Genomic DNA, 4,866 nt, shown 5'->3' with positions numbered 1-4,866 from the left:
CCTTAGAAACGAGCTTTTTCCTGCCGGTTGGATGCGCCAGCTCCATGAAGGGATAGCCGAAAGCCTCCCGGGGAACATCCGTGTCCTTTCAAAAACGCTCAAAGCGGGCCTTAGAAATTCTTGGTGGGAAACAGCCCTGAAAATGGAGAGATTTTTGGATTCCGAATCCAAAAATCAGCTGACCCAGCGCGAGAAATCATCGGATTTCTCGTGATGTGTCAGTGGTGCTCCATTTTCAGGGCTGTTTCCCGCCTAGAATTTCTTAGGTCCGCGGCCGCGTTTTTGAAAGGACACGGATGTTCTCCGGGAGGCTTTCGGCTATCCCTTCATGGAGCGTCCCCATCCGCGCCGCGACTAAAGCTCGTCGCTGAATCCCGATTTAGTTTAGGAAGTTCTCGATGATAACTGATTCCGCCTCTTCCTCCGACATCCCAAATGTCCGCAGCTTAACCAGCTGCTCGTCATTGATCCTTCCAATCGCGGCCTCATGCACGATCTGTGCATCTACATGTTTCGCATTGATCTCCGGTATGGAGCTGATCTCAGCCTGATCCATAATGATGGAATCACACTGAACATGTGCATGGCACAGATTGTTTCCGATTGCCCTTGGATGGAAGACCTGCCTTGAGGTTCCTTTTGCCACGGAACGGGAGATGATCCTGGCGGAACTATTCTCTCCGCTCAGCTGGACGTCCATGTTGGATATTGCAGTCTGCTCCGCATGGGTCATGAGCTTTTCTGTAACGAAAAGTTTTGCCCCACGGGACAGTTCTACAAATGTTTCACGCTCTGTGGAATCGACACCCTTGATCTGGGTGGTCTCCAGTGTAAATACCGAATTCTCTCCGACATAAATCTTTGTCACAGGATTTAATACTTTACCACCGGTTCCTTCGCCCTCTGCGTAATGATTCTCTACATACTTCACATTCGCATCTTTCCCCACATGGAAGGCGTGAATGCCGTCGTGGCGGCTCTCGCTGCAGCCGTCATTGTGTATACCGCAGCCTGCTACGATTACGACATCTGCACCGTCCTCTATATAAAAATCATTGTATACTACATCCTTCATGCCCGATTCAGACATTACAACCGGAATATGGACCTGTTCCTGCTGAGCTTCTCCGCTGATATAAATATTAATGCCGGGCTTGTCTTCCTTTTTTTCAATCCGGATATGGCGGCTGTCTCCGTGACAGACTGCCATACCGTTCAGGCGCAGATTATAGGCGCCCTCCTGCTTAAATCCCAGAGAATCTATTACCTTTAGCACATTTTCCGTTACTTCATTAAGCTTCACAGATGTCACCTCCCTTTTCCTTCATACACGCACAGGAATCGATATCTTCTCCGAGCAGCTGCGGCATAATCTCCGCTGTGGGCCCGATTGAATCTAACTTCCCGTCGGATATTACCATGATCCGGTCCGCCATCTGGATAATCTTCTCCTGATGAGAGATGAGGATCAGGCTTTCTTTTTTCTCTTTATGGATCTTCTCAAACCGCTTGATCAGCATGGAGAAGCTCCAGAGATCAATACCGGCCTCCGGCTCATCAAAGATACAGATATTGTGCTTTTTCGCCAACACAGTAGCAATCTCAATCCGCTTCATCTCCCCGCCTGACAGGGTCGAATCCGCCTCTCTGTCTATATATTCCATGGCACACAGACCAACACTGCTCAACAATCCGCAGCACTTTTCCTCGGTCAGTTCCTCGCCCGCTGCCAGTGACAGCAGACGTCTCACAGTCATTCCCTTAAAACGGGGAGGCTGCTGGAATGCAAATCCGATGCCTGCCTGTGCCCTTTCATTGATAGATAAGCCTGTGATATCCTCACCGTTCAGAATAATCCGGCCCGCCGTTTCCTTATTAATTCCCATCAGAATCTTTGCCAGTGTGGACTTTCCGCCCCCGTTAGGTCCGGTGATGACTAGCATCTCTCCGTCCTCCACCGTAAAGTTGATATCGGAAAGTATTTCCGACTGCTTCCCTTCCTCAGATACATCATATGATAAATGCTCTACCTGTAACATCTCTGTCACTTCCTTTTCTTATGCTAGCCGCACGCTTTATTCACCGGAAAACTGGCGGAATAATCCTCTGTAAGTATCTGCATAGATGCTCCCCCGTCTCCATATAAAGGTAAAATCATGGGTAATACCGAAATTCCTCAGTGAAATTACTTTGAGTTCTCTCTTTTCCAGTTCTTCCCTAACTGCGACCTCATATAAAAATGTAATACCACAGCCGGCTTTTGTCAACTCTTTAATCGCATGTAAACTGCCTATTTCCGCAGTTCTGACGAAATCTTCGGTCCCATAATTCTGTGAATCCAGATAACGCTCCAGCACTTCCCTGGTTCCCGACCCCGGTTCCCTGAGCAGAAGGCGCTCGCCAAACAAATCTTCCAGCTTCTCCGGCTTCTTGCTAAACGGGTAAAAAGCGCTGCAAACAGCCACATAGCGCTCTGTGGAATAATGCAGATAATCGTATTCATTCTTTTTATAAAATCCCTCAACAAGGGCAAAATCTATCTCTCCGTTATCCAGCCTTGCAAGCAGCTCCTGGGTATTCGCCACTTCCATATGTAACTTCACATCCGGGTACTTTACAAGATACCGCTCCAGAATCCGCGCCATAACGATCTCCCCAACTGTCATAGTCGCTCCAAACCGGATATTCTGATATCCATCAGTCAGATGCTGCATATTACTCTGCAGAGAAAGTTCGTCGTGCATCATGGTTAGCGATGCATTGCGGAGCATCTCTCCTGCCTCTGTCAGTTTCAGCTTCTTCCCCTCATACTGGAAAAGTTTTATCCCGTAGTGCTTCTCCAGATAACGCACATGCTGCGAAACCGCAGGCTGTGTAATATTGAGTTCTTCAGCTGCCCTAGTGAAATTCATGCATTGACATACCGTCAGGAATGTCTCCATCCGAAAATCCAACATATTCATCCCTCTTTAAATGAATCCAGGCGGAGCTTCCTCTCCTCAAAAGCTCCGCCTTTATATTTTAATTACTCCCTGCATTTACTATAACATATTATTATCATAAAATAAAGATATATAATTTTATTTTATAGTTTTTTTATGTTATGATAAATATGACAGACAAAATATGGAAAAGTTACGCCTGTCTTGTCTGATCAATTATCTAAATCTAATGGAATAAGAACGGAGGATTTGTAACATGGATTTTATAAAACAAAAAGGACCTGGATTATTGTTCTGCCTGATTATTGCAATTCCGTCATGGTTTTTGGGCCGGGCGCTCCCGGTGATCGGCGGCCCTGTTTTCGCAATACTCATTGGAATGGTATTAACATTAATCATCAAGCGGAAAGATACCGTACAACCCGGCATAGCCTATACATCCAAAAAGATTCTGCAGGCAGCTGTTGTATTTCTCGGTTTTGGAATGAACCTGACAGAGATCCTTGCCAAGGGCCGTCAGTCCCTTCCTATCATTATTTCCACAATCAGCACTTCCCTAATCATTGCTTTTATCCTGTATAAAGCAATGAAACTGCAGCCAAACAACGCCATACTGGTCGGAGTCGGCTCTTCCATATGCGGAGGCTCCGCGATCGCAGCTACAGCCCCGGTTATCAATGCAAACGATGAAGAAGTTGCACAGTCCATCTCAGTCATCTTCCTCTTCAACGTCATCGCCGCACTGATTTTCCCGGCACTGGGAGGAATCCTGCACCTGAGTAATGAAGGGTTCGGCCTGTTTGCAGGCACTGCCATCAATGATACATCTTCTGTAACGGCAGCTGCAGCCGCATGGGATGGAATTCACGCCAGCCATACGCTGGAGGCGGCAGCCATCGTCAAAATGACAAGAACACTGGCGATTATCCCAATCACCCTGTTCCTGGCCCTCTACAGAGGCAGAAAAGAAAAAAAGACCGAAGGATCTTCCTTCAGCCTGAAAAAAACATTTCCATATTTTGTACTGTTCTTCGTTCTTGCGTCGGTCATTACTACAGTATTCCAGCTGCCCCCGGCAGTCACCGCGCCATTAAAAGAACTGAGCAAGTTCCTCATCATCATGGCAATGGCAGCAATCGGCCTGAACACGAATATCGTAGATCTCGTAAAAACCGGCGGCAAGCCAATCTTTACCGGCTTCTGCTGCTGGGTTGGAATCGCACTCGTCAGCTTAGGTATGCAGCACTTTATGGGTGTCTGGTAGGCGGATTTGGGAACACGTTGTAGGCTTGCGGGCGGGGGGACGCCTGCCGTGGAGCGGGACGGGGGAGGGACTTCATCCTGTCTCTGTCTGGAATACCGTCCGTTGCGTTAAGCAGCAGTAAGAGGGAACACACCAAAGCAGCCGGCACCGTACGCATTCACCGCCCAATCTGATGATTGGACGGCTCAGGCGTACTGAAAAGTTAATTTGGAAATTAACTTTTCTCCGGCTGATTTGGTGTGTTCCCTCTAACTGCTGCTAAACTCACTCTAGGCATTCCAGACAGAGACAGGATGAAGTCCCTCCCCCGTCCCGCTCCACGGCAGGCTGGCTCATCCGGCCGGCAGGAAAAAACACGTTTCCCGGTTAGTATCCCATACGGGGGAAACGGATTGATTCGGCTATTCGTGTCTTGTATCTTGCTTAGACGTATTGAAACTATTTATGCAGTGACTTGTATATGACTTTCTGCCTATTCGAAACATTAATTTTTTCATAAATCGTACAAACTCTGTTCTTACAAACAAGCACCAATTCAGATAAGCCCTAATTCAGATGAACCCCAACGCCCAGCCAGCCCACATCCGCCTCTCCCGTCAGGATCTCCACCGGAAACGCATCTTTTCCTACCGACCGGATGCACCTAGCTTACCGTGAGCC

The 4,866-nt window shown here is 47.8% G+C and carries 5 protein-coding genes; 2 read left to right on the top strand and 3 right to left on the bottom strand.

Annotated features, from left to right (window positions below; all coding sequences use genetic code 11):
- The coding region (locus tag GKG43_RS23120) for a hypothetical protein (protein ID WP_206672036.1) at positions 1 to 214 on the top strand (214 nt) is incomplete at its 5' end.
- Between the two features lie 165 nt (positions 215 to 379).
- Here the strand turns inward: GKG43_RS23120 and GKG43_RS19100 are convergent.
- The 3 genes from GKG43_RS19100 to GKG43_RS19090 are packed head-to-tail and all read right to left on the bottom strand — an operon-like array spanning position 380 to position 2,957.
- The gene (locus GKG43_RS19100) at positions 380 to 1,312 is read right to left on the bottom strand and encodes a SufD family Fe-S cluster assembly protein (RefSeq protein ID WP_347562167.1); all 933 of its coding nucleotides are present in this window, start codon (positions 1,310 to 1,312) and stop codon (positions 380 to 382) included.
- Positions 1,293 to 2,039, bottom strand: a complete 747-nt coding sequence (locus GKG43_RS19095; RefSeq protein ID WP_050638652.1) for an ATP-binding cassette domain-containing protein — start codon at positions 2,037 to 2,039, stop codon at positions 1,293 to 1,295. The genes GKG43_RS19100 and GKG43_RS19095 overlap by 20 nt, the downstream gene beginning before the upstream one ends.
- A 36-nt stretch (positions 2,040 to 2,075) precedes the next feature.
- Positions 2,076 to 2,957 (bottom strand): LysR family transcriptional regulator, encoded by an 882-nt coding sequence (locus GKG43_RS19090; RefSeq protein ID WP_129880105.1) that lies wholly within the window; start codon positions 2,955 to 2,957, stop codon positions 2,076 to 2,078.
- Positions 2,958 to 3,198: 241 nt separating this feature from the next.
- Here GKG43_RS19090 and GKG43_RS19085 point away from each other — a divergent pair, with 241 nt between their 5' ends.
- On the top strand, positions 3,199 to 4,206 hold the full coding sequence (locus GKG43_RS19085) for a YeiH family protein (protein ID WP_055154902.1): 1,008 nt from the start codon (positions 3,199 to 3,201) through the stop codon (positions 4,204 to 4,206).
- Positions 4,207 to 4,866: the final 660 nt, after the last annotated feature.

Source organism: Eubacterium sp. BIOML-A2 (assembly GCF_009680135.1).
Lineage (GTDB): Bacteria > Bacillota > Clostridia > Lachnospirales > Lachnospiraceae > Faecalicatena > Faecalicatena contortus_B.
The sequence above is the reverse complement of the archived record's forward strand: the minus strand, read 5'-3'. Positions and strand labels throughout refer to the sequence as shown.

Bases quoted from the DNA above. Each gene is read 5' to 3' on its own strand.
- GKG43_RS19095 (WP_050638652.1), bottom strand. From the start codon at position 2,039: ATGTTACAGGTAGAGCATTTATCATATGATGTATCTGAGGAAGGGAAG.
- GKG43_RS19090 (WP_129880105.1), bottom strand. From the start codon at position 2,957: ATGTTGGATTTTCGGATGGAGACATTCCTGACGGTATGTCAATGCATG.
- GKG43_RS19085 (WP_055154902.1), top strand. From the start codon at position 3,199: ATGGATTTTATAAAACAAAAAGGACCTGGATTATTGTTCTGCCTGATT.